This window comes from Arthrobacter sp. 05T45 (assembly GCF_056395875.1).
Genome location: NZ_JBFTKI010000031.1, coordinates 1 through 20684, shown reverse-complemented (window position 1 = coordinate 20684; position 20684 = coordinate 1). Strand labels below are relative to the sequence as shown.

Sequence of the window (20684 nt, the reverse complement as noted above, 5' to 3'; positions counted from 1 at the left end):
GCAGGTCCCCTTCCAGCCTACGGAGGGGATGGTGCGGTGAACAGGGGCGCCCGGGACCGACGCCGGACGGCACTGGCCGGCGCCTGCGGCCTAGCCAAGAAGTTCGTCCGGGTAGCACCAGCGCCAGTCCTCGCCGGGCTCGACGCTGCGCATGACGGGGTGGCCGCTGAGCTGGAAGTGTTTGTACGCGTGGGTTCCCGGCGAGGAATCGCAGCAGGCCACGTTGCCGCACTGCAGGCACATCCGCAGATGCACCGTCGTCGTCCCCTCCCGTTCGCACGCCTCGCAGAAGGGGCCAGACGGGACGGTGGGATCGGGGGCGGACTCCAGGTGCGGACAAACGCCGCGGGGCCGGGCGATTCCCTCGCCGCCGCTGCCGTCCGCGTCCGGTTCCTCCAGTGCGGCGTCCAGCATGGACTCTTCGACGTCGAGGCGGTCAAGGACGTTGACCAGGACCTCGTGCGCGTATCCGCCGCCGCGCCGCAGCTCGAGGACCTTGGTGCGCTCGGCGTCCAGCATCGCCAGCCGGAGTTGGGCGTACCGCTGGCTGGGGGTGGCGGCTTCGGCGGACGGCCGGCCCAGCCGCTCCCATGCGGCCAGCCCGCGCTCCTGGGTGCGCCGTTTGAGCATCGCCACGACTTCGGGGGGATCGGCGTCCGAACGCAGTTCCTGGAGCCGCTGCACGCCAGCCGCCGTCGCCATCTGCATCAGCGACGCCTCGTTGAGCGCGTCCTCGCGCGGGTCCGGTCCCTTCACGCGCAGCAACCGGACCAGCGCCGGGAGCGTGAAACCCTGCAGGGTCAGCGTGCCGGCCACCACCACGAGGGCCATCAGGATCAGGACCGACCGGTGCTCCAGCTCCGCCGGCAGGACCAGGACGGCGGCAAGCGTCACCACGCCGCGCATGCCGGCCCAGGAGACGATCGCCGGAAATTGCCAGGGCGGCGCGGGATCCTTGCGCCGGACCGCGGGAATGAGCCGCGGCAGGTACGTTGCGGGGAAGACCCAGACCGGGCGCAGGACCAGCACGGCCAGCAGCACGGCGGCACAGCCGAACCAGATCCGTTCCGGCCCCAGCGAGTCATCCCGGACGCCCTCGATGATGGTCCGGACCTGCAGCCCGATCAGCAGGAAAACGGAGTTCTCCAGCAGGAACTGGACCGTGTGCCAATTGCTGCGCTGGCTCAGCCGTGCCGCCCCGTTTGGCATGGACGGCGCCTTGGTCCCCATGATCAGCCCGGTGACGACGACGGCCAGGACGCCGGAGGCGTGGATCGCTTCCGCCGGGAGGTAGGCGACAAGCGGGGCGATCAGGGAAGTGGAAGTGTTGATGGCCACGTTGCGGATCCGCTTGCGGAGCGCTGTGAGCACGAAGGCCGCGGCAACGCCCACCGCCACGCCCCCGCCAACCGCCAGGACGAAGCCGCCGGCAATCTCCGCGGCGGAGACAACTCCGGCGATCGCGGCGATGGCAGCACGCAGGCAGACCAGCGCCGTGGCGTCGTTGACCAGCGATTCGCCCTCCAGGATGGTGACAACCCGGCGGGGCATGCCCACCTTTCGCGCAATCGCCGTCGCCGCCACGGCGTCAGGGGGCGCGACGACGGCGCCCAGGGCCATGGCGGCCGCCAGCGGGATCTCGGGAAACAGCCAGGCGACCACCAGCCCGACGCTGACGGTGCCGAAAATGACGTAGCCGACCGACAACAGGCCGATGGAGCGGCGGTTGGAACGGAAATCGAACAGCGAGGTCTGCAGCGCCGCCGCATAGAGCAGCGGCGGCAACAGCCCGACCAGAACGATTTCGGGGTTCAGCTCGATGGTCGGAACGAACGGCAGGAACGAGCACACCACGCCGGCCAGCACCAGCAGCAGGGGGACGGAGATGTTGATCCTTTGGCCCAGTGCGCTGCAGGCACAGACGACGGCGACGAGGGCCAGCAGCCCGAAAGCGACTTCCATGGGCCCATTCTCTCAGCTTCCCGTCCTGTGCCGGCGGGAGCCCTGCAATGCATCATCAGCTTGCTTACGACTTGGCGGCTTTCTAGAGTTAACACTGCAAACCAAGTGGGACACTGCGCGTGGCGCCGGCACTGAACGAATGTTGCCCGGCCCGCGCCCGGCACGAGGAGGACACATGTCAGAGCACAATCTTTCCGGCAAGAAAGTCGCGTTCCTGCTGACGGACGGTGTGGAGCAAGTGGAGCTGACCAGCCCGTGGGATGCCGTCAAGGAAGCCGGCGGCGTGCCCACCCTGGTCTCGCCGAAGAGCGGAGAGCTGCAGGGCTATGACGGCACCGAAAAGGGACAGCGGTTCGCCGTCGACCTCGCCGTGGGGCGGGCCGACGCCGCCGATTTCCACGCCCTGGTCATCCCCGGCGGCGTGGTCAACGCCGATCACCTCAGGGTCGACAAGGAGGCCCAGGCGTTCACGCGTGCCTTCTTCGAGCAGCACAAGCCCGTCGCCGCCATCTGCCACGGCCCGTGGCTGCTCATCGACGCCGGCGTGGTCAGCGGCAGGAACCTGACTTCCTACCACACGCTGCAGACGGACCTGAGGAATGCCGGCGCGATCTGGACTGACGAACAGGTCGTGGTGGACCAGGGCCTGGTGACCAGCCGCAGCCCGCGTGACCTTCCGGCCTTCAACGCCAAACTCCTTGAGGAAATCGCCGAAGGCGAGCACGCAGGCCAGACGCCGTAGCCGCAATCCCGCCGCAGCGTCCGACGGCGGCACCGGCCGCCGTCGGACGCATTCGGCCGGCCGTTCACCTGCTTAGTCGCCGGCTGCCCGGTTCCGCGGCCGAACACCTACCCACGCTGTTGGTTTTGCGGCAGGATATGCCCTGTACCGTGCACCGTCGTCGTTGCCGCCCGGCCGGCGCCCCCAACAGCAAGGAGTTTCGGACATGACTACGCTCAATCCCTACCTCGGCTTCCGCGACAACGCGAAAGACGCCATGACCTTCTACCAGTCGGTGTTCGGCGGGGAACTGACCATGAGTACCTTCGCCGAATACCACGCCAGCGAAGACCCGGCGGAGCAGGAGAAAATCATGCATGCCCAGCTCAGGACGGACGCCGGCATGGTGCTGATGGGCGCGGACACGCCCAACAGCATGGACTACACCGCGGGCAACAACTTTTCCGTGTCCCTGAGCGGTGCCAACGAAGCTGAGCTCCGCGGCTACTTCGACAAGCTGGCCGATGGCGGCACAGTCGCCATGCCGCTGGAGAAGGCACCCTGGGGCGACGTCTTCGGCATGTGCAAGGACCGGTTTGGTGTGGACTGGCTGGTAAACGTAGGCTCCGAGCCCGCCTAAAACGGGCCCTCGGCCGCGCCGGCAGTAAGGGCTATCCTGAATGCAGCCAGGACAGTGCAAGCGCGAGTCCATCCCCTGGCCAAGGGAGCCATGCAATGACCGAGAAGCTGCACCTCAGCCCGGAAGATGACTTCCCGGAGGATCTCAGCAAGTTGCCGGACAAGGATCTTCAGGTCCTCGACAGCCAAGTCGAGCGCCAACTGGACTATGAGTACGTGGTGGAGGGCGAGCCGAATCCGGAGACGGAATTCCGGCACTATGACCTCGATGAGGAGTTCGAGGAGCGGGACAAACGGGACAACTGATCCGCCCGATCATCCTGAAGGGCCGGCCGCCCCGCATGGCGTCAGGGTTCTAGCCAGCAGGCTTACTAGAATGGGCTGACCACCCGGCGACGAAACGAGCCCTTCATGACCCCGGCAGCTGCCACGCGGTCCCTCCTGTACCCGTGCTCCCCGCCGCGGTCGTTTACAGCATGACCGGTCCGGTCCGCCTGGAGATTTCAGCCGCGGGCCACGCCGGCCACGTCTTCGCCTCGCGCGAAATGGCCGGCGGGTCCGCGCCCGCCGTCGTGCTCATCCACGGAATCGGCGCGTCACACCGCTACCTGCGCCGGCTGCACCGGCTCCTGGCCGGGTCGAGGGAGACCTACTCAATCGACCTGCCGGGATTCGGTGCCACCCCCAAGCCCGCGTACCAGCTGTCCATTGCCGACCACGCCCGTTACATCCTCGGCGCCATGGAACAGCTTGGCGTGGCGGAAATAGTGCTGGTGGGGCACTCAATGGGAACACAGATGGCTCTGGAAGCGGCCCTTCAGCAGCCGGAACAGATCTCGAATGTGGTGCTGATGGGTCCCGTGGTGGACCCCAGGCACGGATCCGTGGCAAAGATGGGCCTGGCGCTGGGCCGTGACTGCCTGTTCTACGAGAGTCCCTCCTCGAACGCCTTGGTTTTCACCGACTACCTGCGTTGCGGCCCGTCCTGGTACTTCAAGACCCTGCAGGTCATGATGGAGTACCCGATGGAACAGAAGATCGCCGGCGTCAGCGCACCGGTCCTCGTGGTGCGCGGCGCCAACGACCCCATCGCGGATGCAGACTGGTGCCGCCGGCTGGCCGGGCTCGCCAGCCGCGGGCGGCTGCTGGAAGTGCAGGGAACCGGGCATGTCGTCCAGCACAACCGGGCCCTCGAAGTGCGGGACGGCATTCTGGCGTTCACGGGCCTTGGCGCGGCGGCGGGCGAGCCGCTGCCCGGAAGCCCGGCCTGACCGCACTGGCTGCTCGGGGCCGGGGTTAGACGTCGAAGTGGGTCCGGGTGGGGCCCTGCCCGAGTGACTCGACCACCCCGGCCGCGACGGCGTGGAGCTTGATGTTCCGGGCGCTCGAGGCCGACTTCAGGAGCTCGAACGCCTCGTCCTGGCTGCAGCGGTTCTGCGCCATGATGATGCCGACGGCGACGTCGATCACGGTCCGCGTCTCCAGGGTGGCCTTGAGGTTGGCGGCTGTATCGCTGCTGTGCGCGAACCGGACGGCGAGGCGCAGCGCCATGGACGTCTGGTGGACGAAGTCACGGGCCAGCTCCGTGGCGCGGTGATCGAACCGGCCCGGCCGGTGCGAATAGAGGTTCAGGGCGGCCCGGGTCTCGCCTTCCAGCAGGAACGGCAGCGCCAGGATCGACCGGAAGCCGTGCCCCCGCACCGCCGCGGCGTACTGCGGCCAACGGCCATCGAGTTCAAGGTCCCCAACGTGGACGGTTACCTGTTCCCGGGAAGCCGTCATGCAAGGGCCGTCACCGAAGGTGTACTGGATTTCGTCCATGGCCTGCGCGGCGGGGCTGCTGCTCGCGACGGTGGCCGCCTTCTTTTCCCGAAGAAGCGTGATGCCGCACAGGATCTCGTCCCCGGGCTCGGACAGGCTGCGCGCGGATACGCGGGCCAGCTCCCAGAGGAAGTCCTCGACGTCGGAGCTGCTGAGCACCAGTTCATGCAGCTGCTGGTTTATTGAATTTGCGGTTGACTCGCTGACCACTTATCTGTTGTGCCGTTTCACTCAGGTCAAGACGACCCGGCCGAGCTTCCCACCGCGGCAAGGGGCGGATACGGCAGCGGCCGGATCGAAGAACAATCCAACGGCTCGCTGCAAAACCGTACCGGGAGACTATATACATCCGGGAAACGCAGGTTCCACACAGGGCTCCGGGCCGGACGGCTCCTGAACCGTTCGTCCCGGGCATAAGCTGTGCCTTAGGCGAAATGTCGCGAACGGATTCCGTATGCCAGAGCTGGACGTCAAGGACTTACCCTCCGCCCCGCTGGCGATCGCCCGCGCCGCGGGCCGGCCCGTTGCCGCCGTGTTGGCCGAGCTGGGCTCGGGCGGGAACGGACTGACGGGTGCCGAAGCGGGCAGGCGCCTGACCCAAATGGGGCCGAATGCGGTGCGGACACACATGGCCAGCGGGTGGTCGGTGCTGGGCCGGCAGCTGGCCAGCCCCATCCTGCTCCTCCTGCTCATCACCGCCGGGCTTTCACTGTTTCTCGGGGACGCCACGAACGCGATCGTCATCGGCGTGATCCTGCTGGTCAGCGTCGGGCTGGGGTTCAGCAACGAATACCGGGCCGAACGCGCTGCGGAGGCCTTGCATTCCCGCGTCACGCACCGCGCCGTCGTCGTCCGCGACGGAAGTCCGGGCGAAATCGAGGTCACCGCGCTGGTGCCCGGCGACGTCGTCCACCTGGGGATCGGCGCGATCATTCCGGCGGACATGCGGGTGCTGACGGCCAAGGACCTCCTGTGTGATGAAAGCATCCTGACCGGGGAATCGCTGCCGGTCGCCAAGGATCCTGCGCCCGTGCCGCAGGATGCCCCGCTGGCGGACCTGACCAGCTGCGTCTTCATGGGGACCGTGCTCCAGTCCGGCAGCTGCACGGCAGTGGTGGTCGCCACCGGAGGCCGGGCGGAATTCGGCCGGATTGCACTGGGCCTGGGCGAACGGCAGCCGCAGACCGAGTTCCAGCTGGGCCTCAAACGGTTCTCCTTCCTGCTGCTGCAGGTGGCCATCGGGCTGAGCTCGCTCATCTTCGTCGCGAACCTGCTGCTGCACCGGCCCGTGATCGAATCCCTGCTGTTCTCCCTGGCGATCGCGGTCGGCATCACTCCGCAGCTGCTGCCCGCGGTGGTCAGCACCAGCCTGGCCACGGGCACCCGGCAGCTGGCCCGGCGCAAGGTCCTGGTGAAGCGCCTGGTCTGCATCGAGGACCTGGGCGACATGGACATCCTGGTCACGGACAAGACCGGGACGCTGACCGAGGGCCGGATCAGCTTCACCGCCGCGCTGCCCGTCGGCGCGGGCATCGAGCCCGCTGAGCTGCTCACGCTCGGACTGCTGGCGACAGAGGCCGAATACGCCGAGGCGAGGCTCTCTACGGTCGGCCTGAACCCCTTGGATGCCGCCCTCTGGGAATCACCCGACGCGGCGGGCTTCCGGCCGGAGCGCTACGAACGCCTGGACGTCATAGACTTCGACCACCAGCGCCGCCGGACCAGCGTGCTGGTGCGCGAAGCGAACGGACCTGCCCGCATCATCACAAAGGGCTCGCCGGAAGACGTCCTGGCCCTCTGCGTGGGCACGCCGGCGGACGTGCAGGCGATGCTGGACAAGCAGTTCGACGCCGGATCCCGGGTGGTGGCTGTCGGAACGCGACCCGCTGGCGGCCTGGAGGACCTGACGCCGCCCGACGAGAAGGATCTGGTCCTTGCCGGTTTCCTCATCTTCCTGGACCGGCCCAAAGCCAATGCACGGGCCTCCCTTGACCAGCTCGAGGCGCTCGGCATTACGGTCAAGATCGCCACCGGCGACAACGCCAGGGTCGCCGAAAAGGTCTGTGACGAACTCGGCGTGCTCTCCGGCGGGACGCTCAGCGGCGCCGCCGTGGAGGCCATGTCCGATCCGGAGCTGGCCGCCGCCGCACGGGAGGCGAGCATCTTCGCCCGCGTGTCGCCGGAACAGAAGGCGCGGATCATCCGGCTGCTGCGGCTAAGCGGCGGCGCCGTCGGGTTCATGGGCGACGGCGTCAACGACGCCCTCGCACTGCATGCCGCGGACATCGGCATCTCGGTCGACAGCGCCACCGACGTCGCCAAGGACGCCGCCGACGTCGTGCTGCTCGACAAGGACCTGGGGGTGTTGGCCGAGGGCGTCATGGAAGGCCGGCGGATCTTCGCCAACACCATCAAGTACGTGCTCATGGGCACGTCCAGCAACTTCGGCAACATGTTCAGCGCGGCCACGGCCTCCGTGGTGTTGAGTTTCCTGCCCATGCTGCCGGGCCAGATTCTGCTCAACAACCTGCTCTACGATGCCGGCCAGCTGGCCATTCCGGGCGACCGGGTGGACAAGGAACAGCTGGTGGCCCCATCGCACTGGGACATCGGCTTCATCCGGCGTTTCATGTTCCTGTTTGGCCCCATCAGCTCCATCTTCGACTTCGCGACCTTCGCCCTCATGCTTTTCGTCTTCGACGCGGTTCCGGGCGAATTCCGGGCCGGCTGGTTCATCGAGTCCATCGTGACGCAGACGCTGATCATCTTCGTCATCCGGACCCGGCGCGTGCCCTTCTTCCGGAGCAGGCCGTCGCTGGGCCTGGTCGGGGCCTCCCTGGGCGTGGTGGCCCTCGGGGTGTACCTGCCGTTCTCGCCCCTGGCCGGCGTGCTGGGCTTCGATCCGCTGCCTGTGCCGTTCTTCCTCGCCCTGCTCGGGATGGCAGTGGTGTACCTGGTGCTGGTGGAAATGGCGAAAGTCTGGTTCTACTCCCGGGCCGCCCAGCAGCCTGTCTCACGCGAGCCGGCGCTCCGGCACCGCGGCCAGACCCACCGCATTGCCCGCCGGGCCGCCCGCTTCAGCATCCCGGCGGCCAGGCCGCTGCTCGTCCACCGTGGCCCGGGCTGGCGCCGCCGACGCAAACTCGGGCATAAAGGCCCTCACAGGGTTTCGGGCGCGGGCGGATAGTTGGAGTCAGCGGCCACCTGGTCCTGTTCGGGTTAGGGGAACCCGTAGGAGCGCACCAGTTTCAGCAGCACACGACTGATGGCCGATGGCCCACGCTTCGACTTGAAAGCCATAGCCCATGAGCATCTTTGAAGACAGGGTCGACGCCGGCAGGCAGCTCGGCAGGCGTCTGGCGGAATTGCGTGGCCAGGACATTGTGGTCCTTGGCCTGCCGCGCGGCGGCGTGCCTGTGGCCTTCGAAGTCGCCGCCGCCCTGGATGCTCCCCTGGATGTGATTGTGGTGCGGAAACTTGGGCTTCCCTACCAGCCCGAGCTCGCCATGGGGGCTATCGGTGAAGGCGGCGCCAAAGTCCTGGACGAGGAGGTCCTGGCCCATGCGCGGATCAGCGGTGCGGAACTCCAGGCTGTTGAAGAACGCGAACGCGGCGTGCTGGAAAACCGGGTGGTCCTGTTCCGGAAGGGCCGGACCCGGCACGACCTGACCGGACGCATCGCGGTGATCGTCGACGACGGGATCGCCACCGGCTCCACCGCCCGCGTGGCCTGCCGGGTCGCCCGCAAACAGGGTGCGGCCCGCGTGATCCTGGCCGTTCCGGTTGCCCCCGCCGAGACCCTCGCCGACCTGACGGAACCGGACGAAGTGGTCTGCCTGGCGACGCCGCGCCAGTTCACCGCCGTCGGATACCACTACCGGGACTTCTCGCCGACTGACGACGACGAGGTGCTGCGCCTGCTCGATCTTGCGGCCAAACGCGTCGAGGCCGCACCGCCGCCCTTCTGGACCTCGACGGCGATCCGCGCCGACAACGCCGCCGACGTCGACGAGGAAGTGGAAATCCCGTCCCGCGCGGTGCGGCTCCAGGCCCAGCTGCACCTTCCGGTGCCGGCCAGCGCCGTGGTGCTGTTCGCCCATGGCAGCGGCAGCAGCCGCCACAGCCCCCGGAACCGGTACGTGGCCGGCGTCCTGCAACAGGCCGGTCTCGGCACGCTGCTGCTGGACCTGCTGACGCCGGCGGAGGAGCGCCACCGCGCCAACGTCTTTGACATCGAACTCCTGGCCCGCAGGCTGTCCTCGGCAACGGACTGGCTTTCCACCCGGGCGGACACGGCCTCCTGCGCTCTGGGGTACTTCGGTGCGAGCACGGGAGCCGGGGCTGCACTGTGGGCGGCGTCGGAGCCGTCGGCGCGGATCGCGGCTGTCGTGTCCCGCGGCGGCCGCCCCGACCTCGCCGGCCCGCGGTTGTCCGCCGTCAAGGCGCCCACGCTCCTGATTGTGGGGAGCCTGGACCACGAGGTCCTGGAACTGAACCGCCGGGCGAAGGCGATGATGCGCAGTCCCAGCCAGCTCGCCGTCGTGCAGGGGGCAACGCACTTGTTTGAAGAGCCGGGCACGCTCGCGGCGGCGGCCATCCTGGCGCGGGACTGGTTTGTCGACTACCTGCTTCCCCCGAACGGTGCCGGCGCGCGGGCCGCGGGCGTCTGAGGGGCCGCGGGCGTCTGAGGTGGCCAGAACCGGGGAGGGCCGGGACCACGAATCCCGCGGACCCTAGCGCCGGCGGCCCTCTGCCCTGGACCGGATCCCCAGGAGCATCCGCCGTTCCATCAGGAACTGCACCGGTTCCAGCAGTGCACGCAGGGCCAGACCCTCCGCCAGGGGCGAAAAGTCGTACCGGGTGCGGGACAGCAGCCTGGTGGCCTGGGGCCCAGCAGGTCGCAACACGAACGTCCAGCCGACGTCCAGCCGGCGCCCGATGGGACGGACCCCTGCCGGCGACATCCTCCCCGTGCGCAGATCGATGGTTCCGCCCAGCCCCAGCGCCGCCCCGGACTGGATGAGCCGGACCGGAAGGCCGCCGTCGGGGGACAGCGGAACGACGTCGCCAACTTTCAGGCGCTGCAGCTCCGGAAGAATCCGGTCCGCGCTCCGGATGCCCAGACCCGCGCCGCGTTCGAGCCAGTCGTAGGAGTAGAAACCGCCCCGCCCGGCGCCCATCTGGACAAGCCACGGCCAGACCTCTGCCACCGGGGCCGCAATAGTGATCGCGCGGGTGCTTTGCATGCGCGGGGCGGGCACGATCTCGTCCCCGGCGAGCGGGCCGGCGGCCTCCTGGGTGGTAGCCCCCCAGCGCAGGAGCCGCGGCCGGACAGCCAGGACGTAGGCTGCGCCCGCCGATGCCGCAGCCAGCGCCGCGAGCGGTCCGCGCAACCGGCCGGGGACGTGCTGACCGCTCACGCGAGGGACCTCATGCGCTGGTCCGGCCCCTGGGGTCATCCGATTCCGGCCCAACCACCACCACCGGGCAGTGGGAGTGGGCCGCGACGGCCGCGCTCACCGAGCCCATGACCTGATGGAGGAAGCCGCCCTTGCCGCGCCGGCCCACCACGAGCATTTCGGCGTGCTGGCTTTCCTCGACGAGGACCTTGGCGGGCGCCCCGAACTTGACCGAGCGGGTAAGTCCTTCCGGACGCGATTCGCCGAAGGCCCGCTCCAGTGCCTGGTCCACGAGGCGTTCGGCGGTCTCCTCCAGCTCATCGAGGGTGGGCGTTCTGTCCTCGGGCAGGTGGGAGGCCAGGAAGAAATCGGAAGTTCCCAGGCATGTGATGACTTCCAACGGGATGTTCAGAGCGGTGGACATGCGCCCGGCGAGGCGGAGCGCCGTCGTCGAAAACTCGGAACCGTCCACACCCACGACAATGCGCTGATCACCGTTCATGGTCCCCAGCCTTGCCCCTGCCCCCGGGACTGCCTAGGGCCGAAAGTCACGCGGGGCTGGGCACCGTGGCCGCCTCCGCTTAGGGTGGAACGGTGACCGCCGGCACCGGAGCAGGTGCCGGCCCCCCGGCCTGACCATGACGGTCAGCCGAGCCTGCCACCCGAGGAGTTCCTGATGAAAGTTGCTGTTACCGGAGGAAGCGGAAAGCTGGGCCGAAACGTCGTGCGGCGGCTCAGCGATGACGGGCACGAGGTGACCAACCTTGACCGCACCGGTGTGCGCGGCCCGGGCTTCACGGAGGTGGACCTGCGCAACTACGGCCAGGTGGTGGACGTGTTCCTCGGCCTGGAGGACCGCCATGCCGGCTTTGACGCCGTGGTGCACCTGGCCGCGATTCCCGCACCGGGACATGCCCCGGATGCCGCCACCTTCGAGAACAACATGCAGTCCACCTACAACGTGTTCCAGGCTGCCCGGCGGGCCGGGATCAAGAAAATCGTCTACGCGTCCAGTGAGACGGTGCTGGGGTTGCCTTTCGACGTCGACCCTCCCTACATCCCGGTGGACGAGGACTACCCCGCCCGGCCGGAAAGCACGTACTCCCTGGTCAAACACCTTGAGGAGCAGATGGCCATCCAGCTGACCCGCTGGGACCCGGTCCTGAGCATCACCGGCCTGCGGTTCTCCAATGTGATGGACCCGGAGGACTATGAGGAATTCCCCTCCTTCGACCACGACGCGCGGGCGCGCAAGTGGAATCTCTGGGGCTACATTGACGGCCGGGACGGCGCCCAGGCCGTGGCCCGAGCCCTGGAGCACGGCAAGCCCGGGTTCGAGGCGTTCATCATCGCCAACGAGGACACGGTGATGAGCCGCTCCAGCGCCAGCCTGGCCGCCGAGGTGTTCCCGAACGTCAAAGTGGTCAAGGACCTGGCCGAGCACGAGACCATGCTCTCGATCGACAAGGCCAAACGGCTGCTGGGTTACGCGCCGGAGCACACCTGGCGGACCTACCACCCGCTGCGTACCACCCCCACGGAAGACTGACCCCAACTTGAGGAGCTCCATGCAATACCGCACCCTGGGCAACAGCGGCGCCGTCGTCTCCAACTATGCGCTGGGCACCATGACTTTTGGCGCCGAGGCCACCGAGGAGCAATCCCGCGCGATCCTGGATGACTACTTCGCGGCGGGCGGCAACTTCATCGACACGGCCGACGTCTACAGCTCGGGGGTGTCGGAGGAAATCATCGGCCGGTGGCTGGCGGACCGGGCCGAGGTCCGGGACCGGGCGGTGGTGGCCACGAAGGGCCGCTTCCCGATGGGCCAGGCCCCCAACGACGTCGGAACCTCCCGCCGGCACCTTGTCCGGGCACTCGATGACTCGCTGCGCCGGCTCGGCGTAGAACAGATCGATCTCTACCAGCTGCACGCGTGGGACCCTGTTACGCCTCTCGAGGAGACCCTCCGGTTCCTGCACGACGCCGTCACCAGCGGCAAAATCGCCTACTACGGCTTCTCCAACTTCCTGGGCTGGCAGTTGACCAAGGCGGTCCATGTGGCGAAGGCACATGGCTGGAATGCCCCGGTGACGCTGCAGCCGCAGTACAGCCTGCTGGTCCGTGAGATCGAGTCGGAAATTGTGCCGGCCGCACTCGACGCCGGGATCGGGCTGCTGCCGTGGTCGCCGCTGGGCGGCGGGTGGCTGTCCGGCAAGTACAAGCGCGACCAGCCGCCGGCCGGGGCCACCCGTCTGGGCGAGAACCCGAAACGGGGGATGGAGGCCTGGGAGGCCCGCAACGCCGATCCGCGCACCTGGGACGTGATTGCCGAGGTGGAGCAGACCGCCGGGCGCCACGGCGTGAGCCCTTCCCAGGTGGCGCTGGCCTGGCTGGCGGACCGGCCGGCGGTCACCTCGGTGATCCTGGGCGCCCGCACCACCGCGCAGCTGGCGGACAATCTCGCGGCCGCGGATCTGCGGCTCACCGCGGGGGAGACGGAGCGGCTGACCGAGGCCAGCCGGCCGCGCGTCGGAGTCTATCCGTACGGGCCGATGGCCCAGGAACAGCGCAGCCGGAAGCTCGAGGGCGGCCGCTAACAAGGCAACGGGCTAACAAGGCAACGCGGGGTCACTTAGCGCCGGTCCGGGGGGTGGCGATGGGCCGGAGGTGACCCCGCGCTGTCATTCGGGGGAGTGCTGCCCTTCCGGGGAGGCGGGGCCGCCGGCATGATAGCTGGACCAGATGTCGCCCATTTCCTCCGTGGACTGCTCCACGATCCTGCTCATGGCGGCGTGCGCGGCGTCCGCCTCGCCGCGCTGAATGGCGCTGGCCACATCGACGTGCAGCTGCAGGGCCTCGTGGTGTGGCAAGTGCGGCATGAGGCCGTGCTGGGTGCGCCCTGTCAGGACCTCGGTGACCAGGTTATGCAGCTGGGCGAACATGGCGTTGCCGGAGGCCCGGAGTACTGACGCGTGGAATTCGATGTCGAGCCGCAGGAACTCGTCCCGGTCTCCGCGCTGGCCGGATGCCCACAGCCGTGCGGCCAGCGAGACGAGGTCGCTCCCGGCATCCCAGGAAGCCCTCCCGGCGGCGAGGCGGGCGGCCGCCGGTTCGATTGCCCCGCGGAGCTCGTTCAGGGCCTGCAGCTGCTCCAGCCGCTTTGACGAGGCCAGCCGCCAGCGGATTACCTGCGGGTCGTACGCATTCCACGATTCCTCCGGCTGCACCACCGTCCCCAGCCGCCGCCGCGACTCCAGCATCCCCTTGGAGGACAGCACGCGGGTGGCTTCCCGCACCACGGACCGGGAGACGTTGTGCCGGGCCTCAATCTCGTCCAGGCGCAGGATCGAGTGCGGTGCCAGCGTCCCTTCGGCGATGGCAAGCCCCAGGTTCTGGAGCAGCACGGCGTGCAGGTCTGCTGTTGGCTCCGCCTTTGGAGTTTTCATAAATAAATCATACTGGGAGCCCTCAGGGTCTTGTATAAATCTGCTTTATTTACCTAAGATCACTTCCAGAGCAGATGTAAAGATGCATTTGCAGCCGGCTGGACAGAGACGCCCAGCCCTGAAAACCAAAGGAAGTCGTAATGAAGCGACGTTCAATTGCGAAGTACGCGGCCGTCGCCGCCGTCCTGTCCCTGGGCCTGACTGCCTGCGGCGGGGCCAGCGGCAGCGCCGACGCCAAGACCTCCGGCACCGTCCGGGTCACCCTCGCCAACCACGTCTGGACCGAGGGCATCAAGGCAGCCATTCCGGAATTCGAGAAGTCCAGCGGGCTCAAGGTCGAACTGACCCAGCTGGGCGAAGACCAGCTCTCGGACCAGTACAACGTCAAGCTCAACGCCGGCAGCGACGAGATCGACGTCATGATGTACCGCCCGCTCCAGGAAGGAAAGGCGTTCGCGAAGAACGGCTACCTCGCGGACCTGACGTCCAAGGTCTCCTCCGACGCCGCGTGGGACTGGAAGGACTACCAGGAGGGCCCGGTCAAGGCCACCACCGCTGACGGCAAGGTGGTCGGCGTCCCGATCATCACCGAGCGCGAGGTCCTCTACTACCGCAAGGACCTGCTGAAGGCCGCCGGCCTGGAGGTTCCCAAGACGATGGACGAGCTCGAGGCCGCGGCCAAGGCCATCAAGGCTTCCTCCCCGGGCACGGCCGGCTTCGTGGCCCGCACCGGCAAGTCCGCCGCCGTCACCCAGTTCTCCAGCTTCCTGTACAGCTTCGGCGGCGACTTCACCGACGCCAGCGGCAAGTCCGCCGTCAACTCCGACGCCGCGAAGAAGGCCTACGCGTTCTACGGCGGCCTGATCAAGAACTACGGCCCCGCCAACGTCAGCACCGACATGAGCTGGCCCGAGGCAATGGCGATCTTCACCCAGGGCAAGGCCGCCTTCTACACGGAGGCCGACTCGCTCTACAAGAACGCCACCGACCCGGCCAAGTCCAAGGTCGCCGACACCGTCGGCTTCGCCGCACTGCCCGCCGGCCCCGCCGGCTCCAAGCCGTACAACATCCCGTCCTGGGGCCTCGCCATCAACCAGGCATCCAGCAACCAGGACAACGCCTGGAAGTTCATCCAGTGGGCCACCAGCAAGGAACGCACCCTCGAGGCACAGAAGGCCGGAGTCCCCGGACCCCGCGCCTCGGTCTGGGCGGACCAGGCCGGCACCTCCACCTACCCGAAGGACCTCGCCGAGGCCATCTCCGCCAGCGCCAAGAACGGCGTCGGGCACGACCGTCCCGAGGTTGTCACCGTAGGCAAGGCCCGCGAAATCGTGGGCGGCCCGATCGTCGCCACTATCACCGGCTCTGACTCGTCCGCCGCAGCCGACACGGCGCACGACGCCTTCCAGAAGTTCCTGGACAGCGAAAAGAAGTAGCGCCCCCGGCGCGCCAGCCAGGCTTCGCGCCTGAGCACTGCGCCTGAGCACCAAACAGCCCGGCGGGACGGCGGTCCGATGCCGTCCCGCCGCGGCCAGCTTTTCACTTCACCCCCAACTCCTTAGGTGAACCATGTCTGTATTGACCACTCCCCGCAGCGCCCAGACCCAGCCGCCGTCCGGCCGCAAGGGCGCCCGCACCCCCGGTGCACGCGAGAACTTCTCCGGCTGGGCCAACCGGCACCGCAAATGGCTCTTCGCCGCCCCCGCCATGATCTTCGTCGGCGTCCTGATCGTTTTCCCCCTCGGCTGGACCCTGTACCTCAGCCTGACCGATTCGCAGGGCTCGGTCCGGGCGGCCTCCGATTTTGTCGGCGTGCAGAACTACCTCACGGTCCTCTCCGACGTCGAACGCTTCTGGCCCGCCGTCGGCCGCACGCTGAGCTTCACCGGCGTTGCCCTTGTCTGCGAAGTGGTCCTCGGCATGTGCATTGCGCTGCTGCTGTGGCGCCCGTTCCGCGGCGAAAAATGGGTCCGCGTGGCCATCCTGCTCCCGCTCGTCGCCACTCCCGTGGCCGTCGGCATGATGTGGCGGCTGATCTTCGATCCCAACATCGGCTTCGTCAACCAGCTGCTCGGCATGGTCGGGATTCCCGCCCAGCCCTGGCTCTCCGGCCAGGACACGGCGCTCGGCACCACCATCTTCATGGACGTGTGGCAGTGGACCCCCATGGTGGTCCTGATCCTCCTGGCCGGACTGACCTCGCTCTCCGAGGAACCCGACGAGGCGGCCCGGATGGACGGCGCCAACGCCTTCCAGCGCTTTTTCTTCATCACGCTGCCCCTCATGATGCCGACCGTGATCGTCGCCATCCTGCTCCGGGGCATCGACGCCCTGAAGACCTTCGACATCCTCTACGCCACCAAGGGCAAGGGCGGCGGGTCCTTCCACGAAGTGGAAACGCTCAACGTCTACGCCTACGGGCTGAGCTTCGACTACAACCAGTACGGGCTCTCCTCCGCGGTGCTGATCCTGTTCTTCATGATCATCATCGGCTCCATGTGGCTGCTGACCATGCGCAAGAAAGCGGTAAGCAAATGACCGTACTGACAGAAAACACAGAAAACACCGAACCCCGGACCGCAGACCCCGCCCGGCCCACACCGGCGCCGCGCCCCCGGAAGCCGCTGGGCACCCGCGCGTACAAAGTGTTCCGCGTGGCGGCACTGGTGGCCGTGGTGCTGTTCCTGATCGCCCCGCTGTTCTGGATGCTGCTGGCCTCCCTCAAGACCAACGTGGACATCTACGACACCGGCAAGTCGTTCCTGTTCACCCCCACGTTCGAGAACTACGCCAATGTGCTGCAGCGGAACAACTACTTCGTCTTCATCTTCAACAGCTTCTGGGTGGCCTTCGTCTCCACTGCCCTGTCGCTGGTCCTGGGCGTGCCCGCCGCCTACGCCATGAGCCGGTTCACGATGCACCGCTCGGCCCTTGTGGTCCTGATGGCCCGCGTCATCCCCGGCGTCTCCCTGCTGGTGCCCTGGTACTACGTCTTCTCCAACCTGAAGATGGTGGGCGGCTTCGAGGTGCTGATCCTCAGCCACATGTTCGTCGCGCTGCCGCTGATCGTGTACATCATGATGAGCTACTTCGATTCCCTGCCGCTGGAGCTGGAGGAGTCGGCCCAGGTGGACGGCCTCACCCCGATCGGCGCCTTCCGCCGCATCACCCTGCCGCTTTCCGTCGCCGGCATGGCCACCGCCGGCATCCTGTCCTTCATCTTCTCGTGGAACAACTTCATGTTCGCCCTGGTGCTCTCCGGCTCCAAGACCAAGACCCTGCCGGTCGCGATCTTCGACTTCGTCTCCTACGCCAGTATCGACTGGGGCGGACTCATGGCGGCCGCCACCGTGGTCACCATTCCGATCATGATCATTGCGCTCTTCACGCAGAAGTACATCGTCTCCGGCATGACCGCCGGCGCGACCAAGGGCTAGGCAACAGATGACACTCATCAGCAGGATTGAAACGTTCCTCGTCGCTCCGCGCTGGCTCTTCGTCCGGATCGAGACGGACAGCGGGATCGTCGGCTGGGGCGAGGCGAGCTGCGAAGGCCGCAGCGAAACCGTGCGCACCGCCGTCGACCAGCTCTCCGAACTGCTCATCGGCAACGACGCGCTCCGGATCGAGGACCACTGGCAGGTTATGACCAAAGGGTCCTTCTATCGCGGCGGGCCCATCCTGGCCAGCGCCGTGTCCGGCCTGGACCAGGCCCTCTGGGACATCGCCGGCAAGCACTTCAACACGCCCGTGCACCAGCTGCTCGGCGGCCACGTCCGGGACCGGATCCGGATGTACGGCTGGGTGGGCGGGGATGAGCCCAACGAGGTGGCGGACCAGATCAGCGCGCAGCTGGAGGTCGGCCTGACGGCGGTCAAGATGAACGCCAGCGGCCGGATGAGCCCCATCGCCTCCGTGGCCGAGCTCGACGGCGTCGTCCGCCGCGTCGCCGCCGCCCGCGAGGTCCTCGGCGACCACCGCGACGTCGCCGTGGACTTCCACGGCCGCTTCAGCCTCGCCAACGCCCGCAGGGTGGCGCCGCTGCTGGAACCGTACCGGCCCTTCTTCCTCGAAGAGCCGGTGGTCCCGGAAAACACGCACCTGCTGCGCGAGTTCACATCCTCCACGACGACGCCGGTCTCCACCGGTGAGCGGCTCTACAGCCGGCAGGAATTCCTGCCCGCGCTGCAGGCCGGCATCGCCGTGGCCCAGCCGGACCTCTCCCACGCCGGCGGCATCACCGAGGTCCGCAAAATCGCCTCGCTCGCCGAAATCTACGAGGTCCAGCTCGCCCCGCACTGCCCGCTGGGCCCGCTGGCGCTCGCCGCCTGCCTGCAGGTGGGCTTCGCGACGCCCAACTTCCTGATCCAGGAGCAAAGCATCGGCATCCACTACAACCAGGGCGCCGAAGTCCTGGACTACGTGGTGGACAAGTCCCCGCTGAAGTTCGTGGACGGACACATCGAACGGCTCACCGGCCCGGGCCTGGGCATCGAGATTGACGAGGCCGTGGTCCGGGCCGCGGACAAGCGCGGGCATGCCTGGCGCGGTCCCGTCTGGCGGCACCCCGACGGCGCCTTCGCCGAGTGGTGAACGCCGGAACGCTGGGACCGGACCTGTTGCCCCGGCGTATTCGCCCTGACGTATTTGCCCCGAAGGAGAAGCCTGACATGGAGAACACCCTGACGCCCGAACTGCTGCTGGCCGGGATCCAGGAAAGCCGGCTGGTGGCCATTGTGCGCGGCACGGACGGCGCGGCCGCCGCGAAGGCAGCCCTCGCGGCGATGGAGGAGGGCTTCCGGTATGTCGAAATAGCGCTCACCACGCCGCGGGCCCTTGAAGCCATCCGGGAAGTCCGCGCGGCCGCCCCCGCGGGCTGCTTCGTCGGTGCCGGAACGGTGCTGACGGCCCGGGACGTTGCCCGCGTCGCCGAGGCGGGCGGCCAGTTCATGGTGACCCCGTCGCTGGCAGAGTCGATTGCCGAGTCGGCCCGGCTGGCACTGCCTGTGCTCGCCGGTGCGCTGACACCCAGCGAAGCCCACGAAGCCATGAACCGCGGCGCCACGGCCGTCAAGCTCTTCCCCGCTTCCATCGGCGGTCCGGGCTACCTCAAGGCGCTCCGCGACCCGTTCCCCGGGATCCCGTTCATCGCCGTCGGCGGCGTCGGGCTGGATGAAGCCGAGGGCTACTGGGAAGCCGGCGCCATTGCCGTGGGGCTCGGCGGACCGCTGTTCGGCGATGCCGGCTCCGGCGGCGACCTCGCCCCGATGCGGGAGCGGGCCCGCGGTTTCGTGACCCTGGCCGCCGGGTTCGGCCGCCCCCGCGCGGAGAGCCTGCGGTGATGGCCGCCGTCGGCCCGGCTCTGGTTGGGGAGGGCGTCGACCTGCTGACGTTTGGCGAGTCCATGGTCTCGCTGCGGTCCACAGGCCCGCTGTCCGCCGGCGGCAGCCTCGGCATGCACGTGGCCGGGGCCGAATCGAACGTGGCCGTCGGGGTCGCCCGGCTCGGGCACAGCGTCACCTGGGCCGGGGTTGTCGGCGCCGACCCGCACGGGGAGTACATTCTGCGGCAGCTGCGCGCCGAGGGGATCGGGCTGCGGCACCGGATTGACGCAGCAAGGAACACCGGGGTGATGTTCCTTGAACAGCGCACCGCGGATGTCACCCGGGCCTTCTACTACCGCGCCGGATCCGCCGGGTCCACCCTCGGCCGGGAGGACCTGGACCGTGCCCTGGCGGCCGGGGCCCGGATCCTGCACCTGACCGGCATCACCGCCGCCCTCAGCCCCGACGCCCGCAAGGCCGTGGAGTACGCGGCCGAGCGCGCCGCCGCCGAAGGCATGGAGGTCTCCCTCGACGTCAATTACCGCAGCAAGCTCTGGACCCGGGAGGAGGCCCGCGCCGCGCTCTCGCCGCTCGCCCGGCACGCCAGCATCGTGATCGCCTCCGACGATGAGCTCGGGCTGGTCGCTGCCCCGGGGGGAGCTGGCCCGGAGGGATCACCGCACCCCGGCGATGCCGATACAGATGCAGATGCCGCCGAAACAGCCATGGCCGCCGAACTGCTGGAGCGCGGCGTCCGCGAAGTCGTGGTCAAGCGCGGCGCCGCCGGCGCCGGTGTCCACACCGCCGACGGGCGATGGGAAGTGCCCGCCGTGCCTGTGACCAGCATCGATACCGTGGGCGCCGGGGATGCCTTCACCGCCGGCTACCTGTCCGCCCTGCTCGACGGCGCCGACGTCGCCGGCCGCCTGCAGCGCGGCGCCCTGGCGGGAGCCTTCGCCGTCAGCACCGCAGGGGACTGGGAAGGCCTGCCCGGGCGTGCGGAGCTGGCACTTCTCGGGACCACGCCGGGCGGAACCACCCAGCGCTAAGCCCCCCGCGCTGAACCACCCGTGCTGAACCACACTGGCGGCTATCCGGCGCGCCCGACATTCACCGACCAAGAAAGCCTGGACCTGTTGTGAAAATCATTGCCGCTGAAGTGTTCGTCACCAGCCCCTCCCGGAACTTCGTGACCCTGCGGATCACCACCGAGGACGGCGTGACCGGGATCGGGGACGCGACCCTGAACGGGCGCGAGCTCGCCGTGGCCGCCTATTTGAAGGAGCACGTCGCGCAGCTGCTGATCGGCAAGGACCCGCACCGGATCGAGGACACCTGGCAGTTCCTGTACCGGTCCTCGTACTGGCGC

The 20684-nt window shown here is 68.3% G+C and carries 19 protein-coding genes and 1 pseudogene; 15 read left to right on the top strand and 5 right to left on the bottom strand.

Annotated features, from left to right (window positions below; genetic code table 11):
- Nucleotides 1–90: 90 nt before the first annotated feature.
- Nucleotides 91–1962 (bottom strand): Na+/H+ antiporter, encoded by a 1872-nt coding sequence (locus AC1DGD_RS20060; protein ID WP_476857986.1) that lies wholly within the window; start codon nt 1960–1962, stop codon nt 91–93.
- 175 nt (nt 1963–2137) lie between these two features.
- Here AC1DGD_RS20060 and AC1DGD_RS20055 point away from each other — a divergent pair, with 175 nt between their 5' ends.
- The 4 genes from AC1DGD_RS20055 (at nt 2138) to AC1DGD_RS20040 (ending at nt 4593) form a co-directional block, all read left to right on the top strand.
- The gene (locus AC1DGD_RS20055) at nt 2138–2704 is read left to right on the top strand and encodes a type 1 glutamine amidotransferase domain-containing protein (RefSeq protein ID WP_476857985.1); all 567 of its coding nucleotides are present in this window, start codon (nt 2138–2140) and stop codon (nt 2702–2704) included.
- A gap of 205 nt (nt 2705–2909) precedes the next feature.
- Complete coding sequence (locus tag AC1DGD_RS20050) at nt 2910–3323, top strand: VOC family protein (RefSeq protein ID WP_476857984.1); 414 nt, start codon at nt 2910–2912, stop codon at nt 3321–3323.
- 95 nt (nt 3324–3418) lie between these two features.
- On the top strand, nt 3419–3628 hold the full coding sequence (locus tag AC1DGD_RS20045; RefSeq protein ID WP_028276113.1) for a hypothetical protein: 210 nt from the start codon (nt 3419–3421) through the stop codon (nt 3626–3628).
- A gap of 170 nt (nt 3629–3798) precedes the next feature.
- Nucleotides 3799–4593 (top strand): alpha/beta fold hydrolase, encoded by a 795-nt coding sequence (locus AC1DGD_RS20040; RefSeq protein WP_476857983.1) that lies wholly within the window; start codon nt 3799–3801, stop codon nt 4591–4593.
- A gap of 25 nt (nt 4594–4618) precedes the next feature.
- Here AC1DGD_RS20040 and AC1DGD_RS20035 read toward each other — a convergent pair whose 3' ends face one another.
- Nucleotides 4619–5353: a GAF and ANTAR domain-containing protein gene (locus AC1DGD_RS20035; protein ID WP_476857982.1), complete on the bottom strand. Its 735-nt coding sequence runs from the start codon at nt 5351–5353 to the stop codon at nt 4619–4621.
- A gap of 244 nt (nt 5354–5597) precedes the next feature.
- Between AC1DGD_RS20035 and mgtA the strand changes: the two genes are divergently transcribed.
- Nucleotides 5598–8330 carry a magnesium-translocating P-type ATPase gene (gene mgtA / locus AC1DGD_RS20030; protein ID WP_476857981.1) on the top strand — a complete coding sequence of 911 codons (2733 nt, stop codon included), beginning with the start codon at nt 5598–5600 and terminating at the stop codon, nt 8328–8330.
- A gap of 118 nt (nt 8331–8448) precedes the next feature.
- Nucleotides 8449–9813, top strand: a complete 1365-nt coding sequence (locus AC1DGD_RS20025) for a phosphoribosyltransferase family protein (protein ID WP_476857980.1) — start codon at nt 8449–8451, stop codon at nt 9811–9813.
- Between the two features lie 63 nt (nt 9814–9876).
- Here AC1DGD_RS20025 and AC1DGD_RS20020 read toward each other — a convergent pair whose 3' ends face one another.
- Both AC1DGD_RS20020 and AC1DGD_RS20015 read right to left on the bottom strand, forming a co-directional pair.
- The gene (locus AC1DGD_RS20020) at nt 9877–10563 is read right to left on the bottom strand and encodes an SRPBCC family protein (protein ID WP_476851736.1); all 687 of its coding nucleotides are present in this window, start codon (nt 10561–10563) and stop codon (nt 9877–9879) included.
- Nucleotides 10564–10573: 10 nt separating this feature from the next.
- Nucleotides 10574–11044 (bottom strand): universal stress protein, encoded by a 471-nt coding sequence (locus tag AC1DGD_RS20015; protein WP_223913569.1) that lies wholly within the window; start codon nt 11042–11044, stop codon nt 10574–10576.
- A 174-nt stretch (nt 11045–11218) separates the two neighbouring features.
- On the opposite strand from AC1DGD_RS20015, the gene AC1DGD_RS20010 reads away from it, so the two are divergent.
- Both AC1DGD_RS20010 and AC1DGD_RS20005 read left to right on the top strand, forming a co-directional pair.
- Entirely contained in the window at nt 11219–12091 is an 873-nt protein-coding gene (locus AC1DGD_RS20010) for an NAD-dependent epimerase/dehydratase family protein (RefSeq protein WP_476851735.1), read from the top strand.
- A 19-nt stretch (nt 12092–12110) separates the two neighbouring features.
- Complete coding sequence (locus AC1DGD_RS20005) at nt 12111–13142, top strand: aldo/keto reductase (RefSeq protein WP_223913571.1); 1032 nt, start codon at nt 12111–12113, stop codon at nt 13140–13142.
- Between the two features lie 84 nt (nt 13143–13226).
- On the opposite strand, the gene AC1DGD_RS20000 is transcribed toward AC1DGD_RS20005, so the two are convergent.
- On the bottom strand, nt 13227–13991 hold the full coding sequence (locus tag AC1DGD_RS20000) for a FadR/GntR family transcriptional regulator (RefSeq protein WP_476857979.1): 765 nt from the start codon (nt 13989–13991) through the stop codon (nt 13227–13229).
- Nucleotides 13992–14131: 140 nt separating this feature from the next.
- Between AC1DGD_RS20000 and AC1DGD_RS19995 the strand changes: the two genes are divergently transcribed.
- The 7 genes and pseudogenes from AC1DGD_RS19995 to AC1DGD_RS19965 form a co-directional block, all read left to right on the top strand.
- Entirely contained in the window at nt 14132–15427 is a 1296-nt protein-coding gene (locus tag AC1DGD_RS19995) for an ABC transporter substrate-binding protein (RefSeq protein WP_223913573.1), read from the top strand.
- Between the two features lie 133 nt (nt 15428–15560).
- A complete protein-coding gene (locus tag AC1DGD_RS19990) occupies nt 15561–16529 on the top strand; it encodes a carbohydrate ABC transporter permease (protein WP_476851732.1) in 969 nt (322 codons plus the stop codon).
- Nucleotides 16526–17428, top strand: a complete 903-nt coding sequence (locus AC1DGD_RS19985) for a carbohydrate ABC transporter permease (RefSeq protein WP_476857978.1) — start codon at nt 16526–16528, stop codon at nt 17426–17428. Before AC1DGD_RS19990 ends, AC1DGD_RS19985 begins: the two co-directional genes overlap by 4 nt.
- 7 nt (nt 17429–17435) lie before the next feature.
- The gene (gene dgoD / locus AC1DGD_RS19980) at nt 17436–18584 is read left to right on the top strand and encodes a galactonate dehydratase (protein WP_056430100.1); all 1149 of its coding nucleotides are present in this window, start codon (nt 17436–17438) and stop codon (nt 18582–18584) included.
- A gap of 77 nt (nt 18585–18661) precedes the next feature.
- Nucleotides 18662–19333 carry a bifunctional 4-hydroxy-2-oxoglutarate aldolase/2-dehydro-3-deoxy-phosphogluconate aldolase gene (locus AC1DGD_RS19975; RefSeq protein ID WP_476851730.1) on the top strand — a complete coding sequence of 224 codons (672 nt, stop codon included), beginning with the start codon at nt 18662–18664 and terminating at the stop codon, nt 19331–19333.
- Nucleotides 19333–20364 (top strand): sugar kinase, encoded by a 1032-nt coding sequence (locus AC1DGD_RS19970; RefSeq protein ID WP_476857977.1) that lies wholly within the window; start codon nt 19333–19335, stop codon nt 20362–20364. Before AC1DGD_RS19975 ends, AC1DGD_RS19970 begins: the two co-directional genes overlap by 1 nt.
- 89 nt (nt 20365–20453) lie before the next feature.
- Nucleotides 20454–20684 (top strand): annotated as a pseudogene (locus tag AC1DGD_RS19965) (bifunctional D-altronate/D-mannonate dehydratase); the annotation flags it as partial.

Bases quoted from the DNA above. Each gene is read 5' to 3' on its own strand.
- AC1DGD_RS19990 (WP_476851732.1), top strand. From the start codon at position 15,561: ATGTCTGTATTGACCACTCCCCGCAGCGCCCAGACCCAGCCGCCGTCC.
- AC1DGD_RS20015 (WP_223913569.1), bottom strand. From the start codon at position 11,044: ATGAACGGTGATCAGCGCATTGTCGTGGGTGTGGACGGTTCCGAGTTT.
- AC1DGD_RS20025 (WP_476857980.1), top strand. From the start codon at position 8,449: ATGAGCATCTTTGAAGACAGGGTCGACGCCGGCAGGCAGCTCGGCAGG.
- AC1DGD_RS20060 (WP_476857986.1), bottom strand. From the start codon at position 1,962: ATGGAAGTCGCTTTCGGGCTGCTGGCCCTCGTCGCCGTCGTCTGTGCC.
- AC1DGD_RS19995 (WP_223913573.1), top strand. From the start codon at position 14,132: ATGAAGCGACGTTCAATTGCGAAGTACGCGGCCGTCGCCGCCGTCCTG.
- AC1DGD_RS20055 (WP_476857985.1), top strand. From the start codon at position 2,138: ATGTCAGAGCACAATCTTTCCGGCAAGAAAGTCGCGTTCCTGCTGACG.
- AC1DGD_RS20000 (WP_476857979.1), bottom strand. From the start codon at position 13,991: ATGAAAACTCCAAAGGCGGAGCCAACAGCAGACCTGCACGCCGTGCTG.
- AC1DGD_RS20010 (WP_476851735.1), top strand. From the start codon at position 11,219: ATGAAAGTTGCTGTTACCGGAGGAAGCGGAAAGCTGGGCCGAAACGTC.
- AC1DGD_RS19985 (WP_476857978.1), top strand. From the start codon at position 16,526: ATGACCGTACTGACAGAAAACACAGAAAACACCGAACCCCGGACCGCA.
- dgoD (WP_056430100.1), top strand. From the start codon at position 17,436: ATGACACTCATCAGCAGGATTGAAACGTTCCTCGTCGCTCCGCGCTGG.
- AC1DGD_RS20050 (WP_476857984.1), top strand. From the start codon at position 2,910: ATGACTACGCTCAATCCCTACCTCGGCTTCCGCGACAACGCGAAAGAC.
- AC1DGD_RS19975 (WP_476851730.1), top strand. From the start codon at position 18,662: ATGGAGAACACCCTGACGCCCGAACTGCTGCTGGCCGGGATCCAGGAA.
- AC1DGD_RS20040 (WP_476857983.1), top strand. From the start codon at position 3,799: ATGACCGGTCCGGTCCGCCTGGAGATTTCAGCCGCGGGCCACGCCGGC.
- AC1DGD_RS20005 (WP_223913571.1), top strand. From the start codon at position 12,111: ATGCAATACCGCACCCTGGGCAACAGCGGCGCCGTCGTCTCCAACTAT.
- AC1DGD_RS20045 (WP_028276113.1), top strand. From the start codon at position 3,419: ATGACCGAGAAGCTGCACCTCAGCCCGGAAGATGACTTCCCGGAGGAT.
- mgtA (WP_476857981.1), top strand. From the start codon at position 5,598: ATGCCAGAGCTGGACGTCAAGGACTTACCCTCCGCCCCGCTGGCGATC.
- AC1DGD_RS19970 (WP_476857977.1), top strand. From the start codon at position 19,333: ATGGCCGCCGTCGGCCCGGCTCTGGTTGGGGAGGGCGTCGACCTGCTG.